This window comes from Vibrio sp. S/42/10, from assembly GCF_029890535.1.
Lineage (GTDB): Bacteria > Pseudomonadota > Gammaproteobacteria > Enterobacterales > Vibrionaceae > Vibrio > Vibrio cyclitrophicus.
The window spans coordinates 117014-134272 of sequence record NZ_JAKMZC010000005.1; the positions used below are offsets into that span (position 1 = coordinate 117014).

Here is a 17259-nt window from a genome sequence, read left to right on the forward strand (position 1 = left end):
TCACAGGTTGACGAAAGATCTACTTTGTCAGAATAATAATAGTGAAATGAATTTGTCTGGTTTTAAAAAAAAACCTACTTAAGTCAGTAGGTTCTATCATTGACGTGTAACGAATACTTAAATGTATTCGATAATTCGTGCTAAGTAGTTAAAGTCGCCTGAATCACCGTGGTAATTGCGGTAAACATCGACACTAAAATATCTAGGTTGATCCGCTTGAATATGTTCAGCAATACGCTGCTCAATGGACTCTAGAGTTTCACCCGTTTGCGAGTAAATGTATTTTTTGGTGTTTTTTTGAAGCTGGCGTTGCTTGGCTTCTTTGTGTGTAACGTAATTGTTCACTTCACCCCACAGACCAATGTAATCAATCGCCACATAGTCTGAATTTTCTTCAACCATGGTCAACGCCGCTTCTTGCTGAACGTCGGCCAGTTGTAGCATGTCATTATCGATTTTCTGTTGTTCCATTAAGGTCGCGTTTTGGGCCATTACACAGGTAGACGTTGTCATTAAAAGTATCGCTAATGTTGTTTTTCTCATTTTCTAATATCCCTAACTAAGGTAATTCGGTTACCCAAGGTTTCCCGCGTGTTGCTTTGTGATAACCATATTTGTATATGGTTAATAGGTAATGTTCATCAAACATGTCTTTGGTGCGTTTTGCATAACCAAAGTCGTGTTCCATATAAGTAAATTGCATATCGATATTGTTGATTTCGCAGATGTATTTCATTCGATATAGGTCACCACGTGTTTGAGCAAGAGTCAGGCTTGATACGCTCTTTGCTACCAAATCGAGCCCCTTATCTCTGAGTGAGTGATACGGTGCTTTCAGCGAGCCATTTCGAATAATATCGAGTTGTGGTGATGTCTCTAACCCAAGTGAATCTGAGATCTGTTGATAATCGAAGTTAGATGGATTGAAGAACACTTGAGTCGCTAAACCGCCATCGACATGCAACTCTTCAAAAATTACACCTTCATGTTCCACATTAATAAACTGCGGTGGGAATACTCCGGGAATGGAAGCACTTGCCGCCAAGACCTTATAAATGAGTTCAGACTTATTTGGCATGTCACTGTTTGCTATTGCGCCCACATTCCAAATGACAAGCTCGCCAGAATCAAAATGTGTGGTGCCAATAAACAAACGTTTGCCGCTGCGATGTTGCGTTGCAATTTGCTCAATCATCGGTTCAGGGAAAGCCTCAGCAATAAACTGGTACAAGTGTTCTCCATCGGTAAACGCATCTTTAAAGACAGTGTTTAAAAAGTTCTTTTTTCCGAGCACTGATTTATCATTGATGTTCAACATTACTTCTTTCATCTTCGAAAGCGCGTCTCCCCCGATAAATACAAACGGTGCCATTAATGCTCCTGCGCTGATGCCAGTCACTATGGAGTAATCCTTCAGCTGGCCTGATTCTTCAAGCCCTATCAAGATACCCGCACCAAAAGCTCCGTTTGCGCCACCTCCTGACAATGCCAGGATGTTCAGTTGATCGCCTGATACAGTAATTGGCGTGGTTTGATCATCTGCAGAGTATAAGAAGTCTGGCGCCTCACTCGCCCAAATACGCAGTGGCTCTACTAGTGATGATGCATCTTCTACAGTGACTTCTTTATAATTGTCTTTGTTTACGCGTACATCCAATGTGTGAGGTGAGCTACAAGCCACCACGAGCAAAGACATAGCTACAGTAAAACCCGAAGAAATTAGACGGTTCATATTTAGGCTCATTTAATGTTCTCTAAAATAATCCAGAGACTCTGTTTAATAAAAAGAGAAGTAAAAAAACAGAGAGGTTAATAAATAGGGATAAAGTGAAGTCCATCTCTTTATGGTCGTAATATAGCTAGGATCCGGCGTAACTCGTAATCTCATTTGGAGGACGCTATCCATCGAATAGTCACCCTGTTAGCCTTCGTCTTAAACACTGTTGGAGTTAAACGCTCTAGCCTATTTTAACTACGTTGAAGTCGTGAGTAGGCTCAACAAATTCATATTGAGCATTAATCGTTTGTAGTTCCCAAGTGCCATAGCTCTTAGTCAGCTCCAATACACCGTAGACGGCGTTGTTTGCGTGACGGAGTGCAGCCACCGGAGACATTTTTTTCATTAATCCTGCAGTAAATAAGCCCGAAATAAGATCGCCAACACCAACCGGTTGTTTATCAAATTCGATGTTCGGTCGTTGAGCTAAATAGCATGCTTTTTTCGTTGCGAGGATCATACTGAATGCGTCGTCCGGTAATGAGTGTAGATGTTTCACTAGCACAATTTTTGGCCCAAGCTTCAGAGCTTTCTTACAGGCTGTAACTGCATCATAAAGTGAGTGAATTTTGGTGTCGGTCAATTCACTCAGCTCAAATTGGTTTGGTACGATGACATCAGCTAAAGGTAGCAAATGCTTGGCAATAGCCGCTTTAACACCTACATCAACAATGCAACCTTTGTCCGGGTCTCCCATTACAGGGTCACAAATATAGAGCGCGCTGTGGTTCTTTTCTTTGATGAGGTTCACCGCCTCGGCAACCGCTTTGCATTGGTCTGCACTTCCCTGATAACCCGATAGAACCGCCCCACAATCTTTCAATGCACTGATGTTGTCTAAGCCTCGAACTAAGTTTCGAATATCGTCTGAACTGAATGTTTGTCCCGCCCAACCTTGTTCATATTGAGTGTGATTAGAGAACTGAACGGTATGGATTGGCCACACATCGAGTCCCATTCTTTGGATTGGAAAAACCACAGAGCTGTTGCCTGCATGCCCATAAACCACGTGAGATTGAATAGAAATAATACTTTTCATACGCCGCTCTTTTTCAGTTTGAATTAGATTTTGGATTACTAGGGTAAGACGACTAAATAAACACAACGGAACGTCAGAGAAGCAGTTTTTGCCTTCTAACCACTGTACTTATTTGGTCGGAATAGCCTCGACATCGTCGAGGCTTATTCTTAGTGATTTGAACATCATTGGCTTAAAATCATGAATTCGATTCTAAGCCTGATTAGAGCTTATGCGCCTTGGAACTCAGTGAAGTGCTCATCCAACACCTTGCGAGTTGCGCGACCAATCAGTTCATACTCATGGTGAGTCAGGTTAGCTAGCGATACACGAACAGACGCGTGTACTACATCGAAGCCTTTGCCTGGAAGCAAGATAACGCCAGTTTCGTGTGCAAGTCGGAACAAGAAGTCTTTGCCCTTCTCGTTCGCTTTGAACCATTCAACGAAAGCTGGTCCGTACAATTTGCCGCCCAAAGTGTCGAGCTCAAGCAATGTGTAGTAGTCCACACGATCTTTGTTTTCTTCAATTTCGATACCCATGTTTTTATACAGAGTTTTGTAGCGCTCGCGAATGATACGCTTGCACGATTCTTTGTAGTTTTGCTCTGAATCCATTAGGCAGTTCAATGAGAACAGCGCCATTTGAACTTGTTGTGGTAGTGAAAGACCAGCAGTGTGATTAAGTGCCACGCTTCGGCTGTCTGCAACAATACGGTCGATGAATTTAATACCGCGTGGTTCTGGGTCTACCGTCTTGTAGCGATTATCCAGTTCAAGTTGACGCGTTTCTGGTAGGCTGCGCATCGCATCGTCGAACACGTTGTTGTGTTGAATCGCAATCGAGCCAAGGCGCCAGCCAGTCGCACCAAAGTACTTAGAGAATGAGTAAACACAAAGCGTGTTGTATGGAAGTTTGGCAAACAGAGAAACAAACTCGTCTGCGAACGTGCCGTATACATCATCGGTGATAATGAATAGGTCACTACGTTGTGTGTTAACGAAGTCTGAAAGGTTATTCAGAGTCTCATCAGAGAACTTAACTGATGCAGGGTTTGCTGGGTTTACCACACATAGTAGTTTGATGTCATTGTCTTCAAGCTTCTGGATTTCAGACATAGGTAGCTGCCATGTTGTCTCATCTAAACGAAGCTCAACAATTTCTAGTTCGTATTCAGAAAGCTCTGGGATTTCCAGGTAAGGTGTGAAAATTGGTGTGATTAACGCAACCTTATCGCCTTTCTTTAGTAGACCGTTGTGAAACATGGTTTGGAACGTATACGTCATCGATGCCGTACCACCTTCCGTTGCGAACAGATCAAAATCTGTCGTCATTGGCATTGGTCCGTACATCTCTTCTGCAATGTATTGTTTTACAACGCTTTCGATATTCGTCAGCATGCGTGGTGGTACTGGGTAGTTACACGCTAAATACGCATTCACTAGCTCATTTAAGAACACTTGCTTCTCGATACCTAATCGATCTTTTGCGTAACTCAGAGCTTTTTCAATGAATTGAACACCTGGGTTCTGTTGATTGTTGTTTGCGTAAGAATCAAAGCGCTCAACAATACCAACACCATCTGGAATGCCGCCAAAACTTCCGTCTAAGTAAGAGTATGTGCGCTCCGCTTCCATTACTGCGAATTCACCCAAGCGAATAAATGCTTTACGTGGCAATGTTGCTAGGAAATTTGGATTACCACGACCTGCATCTAATAAAGTACGGTCTGGCACTGTTTGCGCAACTTCAATTAATTTGTCTTTTAATTCAAACGGGCTTAAATCAGCGAATTTAGAAAAGTCGATAGTTGTATTTTGTGTAGTCATGATATTTACCTAATAATTTAATCTTAAACACTTTCAATTAGAATGAAGTGTTTTACTTAAGTGTGATTATTCAGGCCTACCCTATTTCGTTATTGGGCAGGTCTTTTAATTAAGGTGATAATTTTTTAGTGTCTTTTAAATCTGTAATGAATTCTTAGGTTCAATTACATACCCGCATTAACGGTAATAATGCCGACGATAATTGGTCCCCATAGAGTCAGTAACACGTTGGCTACAGCGTAAGTCACGGTGAACGAAAATACTGGCGTTGCATTGCCTGTTTTCTCCATCAATGCTGCGAATGCTGGGTTTGCACTTCGACCACCAGTCACACAACCTAAAGCTTCTACTGGGTTCTTGATCTTCAACACAAAGTACGAGAAGAAGAATGAAATAATCTGTGGAATGATGGTGACTGCCATACCCAAGAACAGAAGTGACATTCCGTGTTCTTTGATGGTATCAACCGCTTGAGGGCCTGCTTGTAGGCCAACAATACCTACAAATGCCGCTAGACCAAAGTCACGAATGAAGTTTGCTGCACCCACTGGGAACTGAGCCACATGTGGGTTTCGGCTACGTAACCAACCAACAAGTAAACCAGAGATCAAACAACCTGCACCAGAACCAATCGTGACGGGAATGCCTGCAATCTTGAAGCTAATTAAGCCAATAAGAAGGCCCAACACCATACCGAAACCCAGTACGATGAAGTCAGTCATAGTCGCAGAACCCATGCGCTTACCGATGTATTTTTCAACTCGGTTAATGTCTTGAGCGGTACCCGTTAGCTGGATAACATCGTTCTTCTCAACAATAAGGTCTTCAGTAATCGCCACTGAAGTACCTGCACGCATGTAGTCTGTCACATACACGCCACGGAATGAGCGTTCGTTTGAGCTGTCTTTGATTTTTTTTAGCGAGCGACCTATTAGCTTGCGGTTATCAGCGATAAGTTGACGATTTTCTTCAATAACTTCATAGCTTTCCGGTAATGCTACTTCATTGCTTTGTGCCTTGCTCTGTAGCTCATGAACCGCATTTCTACGGCCGGTAACCACAACAAGGTCGCCGGCTTTAAGCGCAGTGAACTTGTCTGCACTTAGCTCTTTTCCATCGCGCTCAATAAGTTCGATACACGCAGCAAGTGATGATTGATTCAGTTGTGCTAGCGTTTGCCCAACCAATTTATCGTCGTGAGTTACTTTAAAAGCACGTGTCACTAGAGCGGTGACTGCGTTAAATTCGCCTTCTGCTAAATCGCGTTTGCCGTTAGAGTTTTTCTCTTCTAGGGCTATCGCTTCAGCTCGAATGTCCCATTTCATCAGTGTTGGGAATACCCAAGTCACCATCAAGATTGGTCCTAAAGAACCAAAGATGTATGTTACCGCGTAACCAACCGCTACGTTTGTTTGCATCAGGTGCTTGGCTTCTTCAGATACGCCGCCTAAACGTGCAATCGCATCGCCTGCAGTACCAATGATCGCGGATTGAGTTAAGCCACCAGCCGCTAGACCTGCAGCTGTACCTCTATCTAGATCAAATAACCACGCGGCAGCAAGCACACACAATAAGCCTGAAACCGTCATAACAACCGCAGAGAGCAGAATGTTAATGGTTCTGAAGTTAAGGGCTTTAAAAAATTGCGCGCCGCCTTGATAACCCACAGCATAAATAAAGAGCGCAAAGAAAATACTTTTTACGCCGGGATCAATCTGAACACCAAATTGGCCAATAATTACACCCATTAATAATGTTCCGGCTACCCCGCCTAAAACAAATCGGCCGATAGTAATTTTACCAACCATATAACCCAATGAGAGTGTAATAAATAGTGCGACAAATGGTGCCATGTCAAACAGATTAGAAATAATGTCCATGACAAATTTACTCTTGTTACTAAATATAAGGAGTAAATAATCTAACGAATAACTTAATAATGATATTTGTTTGATTATTAAAAATAAATAAAGCATCTCGTTGCTTCGAACCGAATATTAAGAACAAAAGGTTTTAATATGTAATCTCATTTGATGGATCAGATCATCACTTTGACTATTTGGATAACTCTTAAAGCGTAATTTACTTCTAAAGTCGTTGTTTTAACTGCATTCATCTGGCACCAGCAGAAATGAGTTATTTTCGAAATAAATTGCGATTAATTGTTTTTAAACCCTGAACGGTAACCTACCTGGCCTTGTTCTAATGGCTTGCGATACTAAAGAAAGACATGGCTGGCATAGCTACCTAGTAAAGTCGATTTTTTGATGGATCCGGTCCTCTATACGCGATTATCACAATAAATCGAATTCCGTTATCTTTGTATTCATCAAACAAATAGAGAAAAGAACCATGAACACAATGCCACATGAACTTGTGTGGGGTGAAGTCTACTTCCCACCGCTGTTATTGGTTATCGCACTGGCTTACATATTGACAATGCTAACAGGGTCAATCGCTACCAGTTTTGGCCTTCATAAGTACGTCGCCTTTCCTGCAATAGCAGAACTGAGCTTGATCGTGATTTTTACTGGCGCTATCGGCCATTTTATTACCATTTTTTGAGGCACTTACTTTGATCAAACGTTATCTCATCACACTTTTATTATTGGCTGCTGCGGGAACTGTGGTTTATAGCTATTACCAGTCGTACTCAAGTAACCCGTGGACCAGAGACGGGCAAGTGAGTGCTTATATTGTCTCGATTACACCTCGAGTAACGGGTCAAGTGATTGAAGTACATGTCGAAGACAACTCTAAAGTGAAAAAAGGCGATCTTCTTTTTGAAATCGATCCGAGTATTTACAAGGCGACCTACAGAAAAGCACTTGCCACACAAAAACAAGCGTTTGCCCTACTCGCCAAAGCCAAAAATGAAGAACAACGCGCCTTGAATTTAGAGAAAAGAACGCCCGGTGCCGTGCCCGTGCTTACTCTAAACAACTTAAACAACGCGGTAGAAACAAGCGCCGCGAATGTCGAACTGGCAAAAGCTAACGTAGAAGAAGCACATCTTAACCTTGAGTACACCAAGGTATATGCACCTACTAACGGCTATATTACTAACCTGACCCTACGCGTGGGTTCTCAAGTCGTCGCAAATTCACCTGTGGTTGCGCTAATTGATGAAGATAGCTTTTGGATTGAAGGTTATTTCAAAGAGACTGATTTAGTCGGCGTCGACGTTCAGGACACTGCCTATGTGACCTTAATGATGCACAACAATGTTCAACTAGAAGGACATATCAAAAGTATTGGCTTTGGTATTGCCAAGCAAGACGGCAGCACTGGTAATGATTTATTGCCAAATGTGAATCCAAATTTCCAATGGATACGTCTCGCCCAACGCATTCCTATCAAAGTTAAGTTAGACAAAATACCTGAGGACGTACAACTGCGTGTTGGTATGACTGCCTCGATTAAAATAATCAAAAATAGCTAGGTGGTTCTAATGTTCACTGCATCGACTAAAGACGCGATTAAAGCCGCACTGTCTATCGTTATTGCAATCTGCCTAGCGTTGTGGTTTGGCTGGGAAAAACCCTATTGGGCTGCGATAGCCGTTGCAGTGATGACATTGAACGAAAGCTTCGCCCATTCAATAAACAAAGGCCATAACCGGTTAATGGGAACTTTGTTAGGGACCGGTTATGCCTTTTTCCTTATCGCCATGTTTTCTCAAGATCGTTTCTTGTTTCTAGCATTTTTTACGCTGTTCCTTGGGGTGTGTATCTTCATGTCGAGCGACGAGAAGTACGGTTATATCTTTTCAATTGGATTTGCCGTGTGTTCAATTGTTTCATGCATGGGCGGGTTTGATAGCCAAACCACCTTTCACTTTGCTGTTCTTAGGCTTCAAGAGACACTACTAGGAGTTGTGGTCTTCTCTTTTGTGTATCGCATCGTGTGGCCTGTGAATACTGAGCTCAACTTTGTACAACGTTTCGAAACAAGTAAACAAGCGTTGTTAGATGCAATGGAAAAATCAGACGACATCGATATTGCCGCACTTGAAAGCAACACCGCAAATATTGATAAGCTGTATCAACTTTTAGATTTACCACTGACCGGAAGTTATCATCTTAAAGAGAACATCCAAACATGGCGTTTGCGTATCGATGAAATGGCGCATATCCAAGATGCATTAATCAAACAAAGTAACAGTGAACCTAACTTGGGTATCCAGTGGTCGGTTATTATTAAGAACTTGAAGACGTTCGATGTCTTAACACCAGAACAATCTCTTGTTGAAGGCGAACTCAATGTAATGGGCGATCATAAAGAAGTTTCTTGGCATCATGCTCATCGCACGTTTGTTGAACATTTGAATGAAGATGGGCGCAAAGTGCTGCAAGGCGTGTCGATGTTTATCACATCACTATTGATTTGGATTTATCTTCCAGTGCCGGGCGGGTTTATCTTTCCTATGTTAGCCGGTGTATTCTCTTCTATGGTGCCGACAATGCCACCAAGCGTTATTAAGGATGCCTTCTATGGTGTTTTGGGCACAGGATCGGTGATTCTGTTGCAGTACATCTTTGTGATGCCCTCAATGACGGAGTTATGGGCGCTCGGTCTATTCTACTTCCTTAACATTATGGTGATATGGAAAGTGTTCGCCACGCCTAAACTCATGGTGCATCGAATACTAGGTGTTAATTTGTTAGTCGTACTGACATCTGGAGCTCTCAACCTTACGCCCGTTTACCAAATTGAAACACCGCTATTAATGTTGGTTAATATCTTAATCATTTTAATGATAGCCAAGCTGTTTACTGATCTATTTAGGGTGAAGGTCACCGCTTAAAGCTCAATACATAAACCACTTCAACAATACGGCCTGCCCAGTATTTTACTTAGCAGGCCGTTTTTATCTTATAAAAATCATATAAATCAGAATGTTAGAGTAGTTATTCACTAAAGTAGGATAGCGTCCATCAAACGCGATTAACGCGATCTGCCACCTCCTCTTAAAATCCTCTCATTGATTGACGCAATGCATTTTTAGTCGCGACATTCACACTAGCAATCCTAACGGATAAATACATAACAACTGAACACGACGTTCAGTATTACATCGACTGTTTGAGTCTCGAAGGTTTGAGGCCACTCAGCGTGGAAACCGTCATGAGTTTTTTTGAAATACGCACCAGCGCCTGTAAGACCCATACTCTTTCTGTGTTAGCGAGCGCCCTATTACTTATTACTCCCACTTTTGCGTCAGCAGCAAAAACCAAGACTTACACCGAAGTCAAAGAGCAAGGTCGAGTACTGTTTGACAAATATGGCATAAGTCATGACTTGCCAAAGCTAGCAATAAGCTCACTAGTACAAGGTCAGCACCTAGTTGAACACGCACATCGTACACTGCAAGTTGGTGATGATGTTCGTGACTCAAGCGTCTACCTCGTCAAGAACACCGACACTAAAGGCAACATCGACCTTCGTATCAAATATAACCCAGATGAGCTGGATGATAACGAAAACCTACTCGATGAAATAGAAGCCTTCACACGTACCGAATATCGCTTACGTCACTATGCAGAAAGCTTTGATTCATCTTCGGTTCGAGTAAAAGAAATCGACGATAACAAAGTAATCATCAGCTTCGATTATTCGAAGTATGGACTCCCTCAAGATATCGCATATTTCCGTTTTTTGAATGTCGACATTGAGTTAGTCGACGGTGAACCAAAACGAATGCTGATCAGCAATGACAAGCCGTTCATACACCATACCTACAAGGTAGAAAGCTATAAGCAAGAGATTGAGTTTCACACTTTACCGACGGATAAGTTAGTCATCGCAAATAAAACAACTGAAGTGGTTGGTACAACCAAGAACAAGCCAATGAAGATGACGAGCATCATCGAACCAGTCGCGTTTTATGAAGAGGATAACGGCGTACAAGTGGTCAACGAAGCGAGGCTTCAAGAAGTATCAGACCCAAGAATGTTAGAAGCGAGCGTCAAGCTAGACCGAGTTTTTCCGTTAATGGGTGACATGGTACGACGTCAAGGCATTGATTTACCTCTTCCATTCGGCGTATCAGTGGCTTATCGCAACCAAGACATGGACATTCCAATGACTGATTACGTGATTGGTGGTGTTCGCTTGAACGACTTATTTGATCCTGAAGATAGCGTTGCGACGGTTAAGGCTGAGAGTCTTTCTATACGTGGTGACGTTAATATCCTGCCATTCTGGAATGTATTCGGATATGTAGGAAAGGTAAACGTTGATGCGAATGTGGATGCGGCTTATACCGGCGCAGCAGGTGAATACCTAAAAGACAAACTCAATGACAAATTACCTGGGCTAGGTAACGCACTTTGCGAAGGTGTCTCTGCCTTATGTAACAGTGGCCGTTTGAATGTACCACTTCATCTTGAATATGACTTACGCGGTGCGGGCACCACATTATCTGTTGGTTACAAAGAGTTCTTTGCCTCAGTCACAGGTACCTATTCACAAACACGCCTGAAAGGAATGGATGATTGGGGCGATGGCATTGTTACGGTTCAACCTATGTTGGGTTATCAATTAGTCGATTATCGAGCTCAGTTTTTCGTTGGCGCTGAATACCAAGGTTTAAATTCTCGTATGCAAGGCACTGTAAAAACTGATGACATCGAATTTGATTATGACGTTGGTGTCGACATCGATCAGTGGGCATTCCTAACAGGGGTTAACAAACAGATCGGCAAGCATTACAACATGACCGTGTTGTACAACAAAGGTGAAACTCGTTCGGCTGTAACGCTGAATCTTGGCTACCGATTCTAGTCACTGAGCTTGGGATACCAGCCTAACCTTAAAACTAAGTTGTTCTTGATAAGAAGTTTTGTAGCTCTGTTATCTACGTAGATGACGATTAAACAGACTACGCCGAATACTATTGTGGAAACTCATTTTATGACTATTGCATACCGCTCTATGATCGCCCTTACTATTGCTGCTGCGTTAGCAGGTTGCGATACTGATACTGCCCCTACAGTTCCATTGCCAGACAAACCAGAACCGCTAGTTCCGGCACCTGTTGAACCTTTTACCGCTCAAATCGGTGACGTAACGATTAAAGCGACCAAAGAAGAACTGGTTATTACTTCAAATACCGAAGACAACAAACTGACTTCTGTTGAGTCTTTTAAAGGTATTAAATTTGCTGAGGCAGAGCGCTTTGAGCACAGTGAACTTATCGATCTTGGGACTGACATTGATGCGACTGCGTTTGGTGATGCTTGCCCTCAATTGAAGACCGTTTCACAGACACAATCTGAAGACTGTTTGAACCTTAACATTTGGCGTCCAGTAGACTTAGATGCTGATGCAGATCTACCGGTTTATGTATTCATCCACGGCGGTGACTTTGAATATGGCTCAGGTTCTGAAGCACTTGTGCACGGTGATACCGTGGTTGCTCAAGGAAGCGACGATGGTAAGCCTTTCATCTATGTAAGCTTGAACTACCGTCTTGGTCAGTTAGGTACTCAATGGATTAAAGGCGCAAACGAAGATGGCAACTATGGCCTAGGTGACCAAAAGCGCGCCTTAGAGTGGGTACACAATAATATTACCGATTTCGGTGGTAATGCTCAAAATGTAACCGTTATTGGGCAAGGCTCAGGTGCTATGTCTATTGGTTTCTTGCAGCAAGATGACGATATCGCAGGTCAATATTTCCAACGTTCCATCATGCAGAGCAACCCGTATGGTTTTGAGTACGCTAGCTATGACGTGGCTAAGGACCGCAACAATGATTTTGATGCAAACACTTCGATCGACGAGATCATGGCGTCGCAAGAAACAGCTTTGAATGGTATTGAACAGCTAAAAAATTGGTTGTTAGGTTCTTTGCAAATCCCAATTCTGAGCCCAGCAGCAGATGAAACTCCAATGTCAAACTTGATGCCTTTTGCTCCCTACATCTTGTGTGAAAAAACTAGCTTACTTGGTAGCTGTAGCGAATCAGCAGAATCACCAATACAAGCAGGCTTCTCAGTACCTACTGTCCTCGGTGAAAATGCACATGAAGCGAACAGCTTTGGCATGCTCTTTACTACAACGTTCTTGATTCCGACAGTCATTGAACTACTAGCAAATGATGAGCCTGAACTGCTTACTAACGAAGAGCCAGCACAGCTTGCACTTGCAATGGTTAACTGGTTAGAAGATCAAAACAACATCGTTCTTCTTCAGCAAAAACTATCTGAGCGAGCAAGTGATGAAGTTTCAGCAGAGCTTGTATTGCCAAGCAGCGCTTACAGCGCTGTAACGAGTTTATTTTATGGTGCCAAGCTAGAAGGAGATCTACTTGAAATGACTGGATGCATTGATACCAGTGATATTGCGGGTACCTTAGGTTGCTTGGTCGACATTGTTGATATAACTAGCCACCAACAAACCCAAGACATTCTGGCTCTAACTGATTTTTACCCTAACTCAGAAGCAACTCTGGGCGACGCAACAGCGAACATGAAGCAATTTAAAACCTTGCTAAATGACACACTATTCAATGGCCCTGCTCGTTATATGGCAGCAAACAGCGAAGTACAAGCAACGTTATACTACTTTGAGCACAAACCAAGTTTTAACATGTGGAACTTTAAAACAGCTCTAAATGAAGAAACGGGCGAATACGACCAACTGTCAATCATTGATCTATTCAAAACGATTGGTTGCATCAGCGGTGCATGTAACGGTTCAGAACTACCATTTATGTTCAACAAAGCTGTACGTTTTGACGGTAGTGAGATTCACCCAACAAGTAATGAGAAGGCATTGATGAACGAAATGTCACGCCTATGGTTTAGCGAAGAACTATTCACTAACTACCAGTACAGCGATTCTGCCGACAATGTATTAGTTATCGAATCTCAAGGCTTTAGCGATAACACAACCTATGACTGGGACTATGTCACAAACCCAGGTGTTGATCCTAAGCTTCGTGAAGGTCGCTTAACGGGTCTAACAGAGCAAGGTCTTATGCCTTGGGACTGGTACCTAAACTAAACATATTCCCCCCCTCCTACTTTAACGGCCAGCTCGCTGGCCGTTTTTATATCCAATTTTACGCTCAAACGCAGGTTAGTTATGACACTTAGCAAACTAAAAACAGCATGCACAATGATGTTAATTGCTTTGGTCACAGGATGTGCCCAACCTTACCCCGATGTTGAAACAGACTTCGAAGCAAACTGGCAAAGCACCGAACACCAAGCAGAAGTGTATTTGATTCCTTCTGCGCCAGAAGCCTTCGCTCGTCGTATCGACCTCGTTCGCCGAGCACAACATTCGATAGATATGACTTACTTCTCTTGGGAACGTGACACGCTAGGTTTGATGCTTCTAAACGAGCTAAAGCAAGCAGCGGATCGTGAGGTTCACATCCGACTGACCTTAGATGACCTACTGGTTTTTAATGATAAATGGTTAGCGGAATTGGACTCACACCCCAATATTGAGATTCGACTGTTTAACCCTTTTGAGTCACGTAAAGCTGGCTGGGTTGGCCGTGCGTTCAGCTTCTCGACTCACCAAAAGCGACTGGATAATCGGCTTCACGAGAAGTACTTCAATGTTGACCATCAATCGATGATTTTGGGCGGAAGAAACATCGGTAATGATTACTTTGGTTATAGCGAAAATGCCAATTTCTTTGATATGGACGTTCTATTTCGAGGTACGGTAATAGCGTCTTTCGATCGCAACTACCAAGCACTTTGGGAGAGCGAATATGTTGTGCCAATTCAAGAACGAATTAAAGTCAAAGGTCAATACAAAGCATTTATTAAAGCAATGAACAATGGCGAAAAGAATAAAGAACAGATCACGTTCGATGTTGAGAAACAGATAAATCACCTAGGTGAACCAAACTTTATTGAAGCATCGGTTACTCCTCTATTTGATTCGTTAAAGAAGCTCGATGACAACAAACCCTACTTTCGTCAACGTACAGAGTACTTAATGAAGCAAAAAGTAGCGACCCCATCTAAGGCTATAATTTCTACGCCTTATATGGTGCCAAGCGATAACCAGTTTGTGTTTGTCGGTGCGCTTAGAGAGAACCAAGCTGAAGTAACCTTACTAACCAACTCATCTGCTTCCAATGATTCAGGCTTTGTGCCAGCGTATTACGAAAAACACCGTGAGACTTTACTCGACAAAGGCGTAAGTGTCTATGAGTACAAAAGCCAAGCTATCAATGATGATCACTACTTTCATGTTGATACCTACTACCATAACAAGACCGTCATTTTAGATGAACGAGTGACCTATATTGGCTCTTCTAACTTCGATCCAAGATCAGACTTTTTGAACGTTGAGTTTGGTGTGTTGATTGAGAGTGAAGAGTTTGCGAAGCAAGTGACACACTACTTAACGCGTCAGAAAGAGGATTTGTTCTGGGCTGTTTCGCGAGCCCAATCAGGCGAGACTATTTGGATTTCAGGCGAACAAACACACACGAAGAGCCCAAACTACAGTCCATTGAATAAATTTCCGGATTGGTTGTTTCGAAAAATGAACGGCGAGTTTGAGCTGTAATCCAATGGCTGAATGCTTGTCTTAGCTAGAGCAAAACTCTGTAAACTAATCTCTGAACCATAAAACAAAGAAACCGCGTCACATGCGCGGTTTCTTTGTCTGAAGAAAAACTAATCTTACATGCTTGGTGTAATGGTTCTATTGTCCACGTTATTGACCATTCTAACGTAGTTTAGTAGGTCCGCATCGTAAGTATGCTCACATCCTCCTGCTGTTGATAAATACCGACTTTCAACTCTGGATTCGACTCTTTAATTGGCTTGAATACCCATTAGCGAGAGCTCAAACAAAGTACGAGCATCAGAATTGAGTACCCAAAGAAAAGTGAATACGAAACTCATCACCTTCAGGGGCATCTAAACCGTATGCAAAATCGAGTTTTACAGGAATGAATTGTGATTTCCAAATCAAGCTAAGGCCTGTGCCACGCTTCCAATCTGCTTCATCATCAAACGCATCACCAACATCGAGAAACGCGCCCATCCAAATTGACTGATACACCTGATGCTGATATTCAAGGCCTGCCGTTAACATGTAGCGCGCGCCGGTTAGTTCGCCGTTATCGTCTTTCGGAGAAATCGATTCATAACCATAACCTCTTAAGCTTCCATCACCACCAGCAAAATAACGCAGTGAAGACGGTACGTCCAACAATGATTTCGCAATGTTAATGCCAACGTTTGAACGGAAATGGAGCTTCTGATTATCACTAATATCCCACGAAACTACACTGTTTCCTTCCAACCGCAACAGCCTTGAATCAGAGAACAGATTAGGGTCAGAATATTCAATAGAATAGATGTGTCGATGATTAATCTCCAGTTGATCATTTTTACGATCAACCTGAGAGAAGCTGATGCCAGGTAGCAACAATTGCGATTGGTCTTCCTCAGACGCCTGAATGTACTGTTCGTGCAAGTACTTGACGTAAATGGTGCTTTGCCAATCACTATCTAATTGCCAGTAACGTTCGAACTTAAGATCGTTTGTAAGACTATTGGTGTCTCGATGATCAATTCGTTTCGATTCAAACTGAATACCAAAGTAATCAGTTGTGACCTTTTCCGTTGGGATTTTGTACCCCAACTGCAGTGATTGCTCTTGTTCAGACAAATATGTCTGTGTTTCAAAGCTATGGCCTCTTCGGTTATACCAAGGCTTTGACCAACTGAGCGAGGCTCGTAAACCGAGATCGGTAGAATAACCGTCACCCACCTGCACAATATTACGAGAACTTGGCTCGGCAATGATATCAATTGGAACTTCTAGGTTGTCATCAAGCTTATCAAAGTCACCATGTACGATGACACTTCGAAACCATTGAGTGTCAGACAAATCGGATTGCAGTTCACCTAACTTGATGGTGTCAAAGTCGTCACCTTTTTTGAAAGTTGGTATTTTCTCGATACGGGTAGGATCAACGCCATCATCTGGAATACTTATAGAACCAAACTTGTATCGTGGCCCACTTGAAAAGTGCAGGTAAATGTTGGCGATGTTCTCGCTGGGAATAACTTCAATCTTTGACTCGATAAACCTACCGTCAAAATAACCTTTCCGCTTCGCTAAAGAAAAAATCGCACGCTTAGTATGGTCGTATTCTTGATGAGACAAAGTTAAACCTGAGCCTAACTTGCTATGATTGAGTATGTTGATGAACTCTTCATCTTTACTCGCTTCGCCTGTGACTTTTACTATCGATTCTGCGATGCGCATGACAGGGCCAGAATCGATGTTAATGATCACGTTATCAGAATCATTGAATTCGATATCTAGCTGAGGGTGATAATAACCATAAGGATTGAGCGCATCTTGAATACGTTTAGATAGCTTAGTTTTCGATAGCTGTGAAGCAGGAACATCAACCAAAGGTTCTAAGTATAATTCTACGTTTTCGGTGAGAGTTTTATTAACCCCTTTAGTCTCAAATTCAGCAGCTCTCGAAGAGTGTTGGGTAAACAGGAAAAATGAAGCTACCAGCACTAATTGTTTAATCGAGGTCTTCACGCGGTTACCCAATTTGCTCAAAACCCGAACAGGTTATGAGCAAAGCGTTAAATCGCTGAATCTCTTATGGAGGATCTGACCCT

General features: G+C 42.5%; 12 protein-coding genes. 6 read left to right on the plus strand and 6 right to left on the minus strand.

Going from position 1 to position 17259, the window contains the following annotated elements; translation table 11 throughout:
• Positions 1-117: 117 nt before the first annotated feature.
• The 5 genes from L8S15_RS07870 to aspT all read right to left on the minus strand — a co-directional run bounded on the left by L8S15_RS07870 (position 118) and on the right by aspT (position 6504).
• On the minus strand, positions 118-543 hold the full coding sequence (locus L8S15_RS07870) for a hypothetical protein (RefSeq protein ID WP_102387813.1): 426 nt from the start codon (positions 541-543) through the stop codon (positions 118-120).
• Between the two features lie 16 nt (positions 544-559).
• The gene (locus tag L8S15_RS07875; RefSeq protein ID WP_102297707.1) at positions 560-1732 is read right to left on the minus strand and encodes a patatin-like phospholipase family protein; all 1173 of its coding nucleotides are present in this window, start codon (positions 1730-1732) and stop codon (positions 560-562) included.
• A gap of 226 nt (positions 1733-1958) precedes the next feature.
• Positions 1959-2816 carry a pyridoxal kinase PdxY gene (gene pdxY / locus L8S15_RS07880; protein WP_280572428.1) on the minus strand — a complete coding sequence of 286 codons (858 nt, stop codon included), beginning with the start codon at positions 2814-2816 and terminating at the stop codon, positions 1959-1961.
• Positions 2817-3025: 209 nt separating this feature from the next.
• Entirely contained in the window at positions 3026-4624 is a 1599-nt protein-coding gene (locus L8S15_RS07885) for a bifunctional aspartate transaminase/aspartate 4-decarboxylase (protein ID WP_280572430.1), read from the minus strand.
• Positions 4625-4788: 164 nt separating this feature from the next.
• Positions 4789-6504, minus strand: coding sequence for an aspartate-alanine antiporter (aspT, locus tag L8S15_RS07890; protein ID WP_280572432.1), 1716 nt, complete (start codon positions 6502-6504; stop codon positions 4789-4791).
• 472 nt (positions 6505-6976) lie between these two features.
• On the opposite strand from aspT, the gene L8S15_RS07895 reads away from it, so the two are divergent.
• The 6 genes from L8S15_RS07895 (at position 6977) to L8S15_RS07920 (ending at position 15169) form a co-directional block, all read left to right on the plus strand.
• A complete protein-coding gene (locus L8S15_RS07895) occupies positions 6977-7189 on the plus strand; it encodes a DUF1656 domain-containing protein (protein WP_280572434.1) in 213 nt (70 codons plus the stop codon).
• 10 nt (positions 7190-7199) lie between these two features.
• The gene (locus L8S15_RS07900; protein WP_016785222.1) at positions 7200-8066 is read left to right on the plus strand and encodes an HlyD family secretion protein; all 867 of its coding nucleotides are present in this window, start codon (positions 7200-7202) and stop codon (positions 8064-8066) included.
• 9 nt (positions 8067-8075) lie between these two features.
• Positions 8076-9431, plus strand: a complete 1356-nt coding sequence (locus tag L8S15_RS07905) for an FUSC family protein (protein WP_016785221.1) — start codon at positions 8076-8078, stop codon at positions 9429-9431.
• Positions 9432-9751: 320 nt separating this feature from the next.
• Positions 9752-11410 carry a hypothetical protein gene (locus tag L8S15_RS07910; protein ID WP_280572437.1) on the plus strand — a complete coding sequence of 553 codons (1659 nt, stop codon included), beginning with the start codon at positions 9752-9754 and terminating at the stop codon, positions 11408-11410.
• 129 nt (positions 11411-11539) lie between these two features.
• Positions 11540-13636, plus strand: a complete 2097-nt coding sequence (locus tag L8S15_RS07915; protein WP_016794773.1) for a carboxylesterase family protein — start codon at positions 11540-11542, stop codon at positions 13634-13636.
• A gap of 81 nt (positions 13637-13717) precedes the next feature.
• A complete protein-coding gene (locus L8S15_RS07920) occupies positions 13718-15169 on the plus strand; it encodes a phospholipase D family protein (protein WP_280572440.1) in 1452 nt (483 codons plus the stop codon).
• Positions 15170-15469: 300 nt separating this feature from the next.
• Here L8S15_RS07920 and L8S15_RS07925 read toward each other — a convergent pair whose 3' ends face one another.
• Entirely contained in the window at positions 15470-17188 is a 1719-nt protein-coding gene (locus tag L8S15_RS07925; RefSeq protein ID WP_280572442.1) for an autotransporter assembly complex family protein, read from the minus strand.
• Positions 17189-17259 lie beyond the last annotated feature (71 nt).